The organism is Streptomyces sp. A 4/2 (assembly GCF_940670765.1).
GTDB lineage: Bacteria > Actinomycetota > Actinomycetes > Streptomycetales > Streptomycetaceae > Streptomyces.
The window spans coordinates 1-318 of sequence record NZ_CALNVW010000107.1; the positions used below are offsets into that span (position 1 = coordinate 1).

Annotated in this window: 1 pseudogene; it reads left to right on the forward strand. The window is 70.8% G+C overall.

The window, feature by feature from the left end:
- Positions 1–101: 101 nt before the first annotated feature.
- A pseudogene (locus tag NBY69_RS37230) lies at positions 102–318 on the forward strand (ATP-binding protein); the annotation flags it as partial.

A 318-nucleotide genomic window follows, 5' to 3' on the forward strand; every position in this document is an offset into this window, starting at 1 on the left:
TGTCCCACATACGTACACGCCGAACGCCCACCGCGTACAACCAACCCGCGACGGCGCGTCACCCCTGGTCACGCTACGCCACCGCGCGTCACCGTGGAGGCATGAACAGCAAGCCACCACTCCCCCTACGCCCCCTCCGCACCACCCAACCCCGCTTCCCCTGGCACCACTTCACGATGCGCTTCACCTCCAGCCCGCGCGGCGCCCGCCTCGCCCGCCGCCTCGCCGGGAAACGTCTCCACGCGTGGGGCGTCCCCTACGGAAGCGACGCACACGACGCGTTGACGCTGGTCGTCTCCGAACTCGCCGCCAACGCCG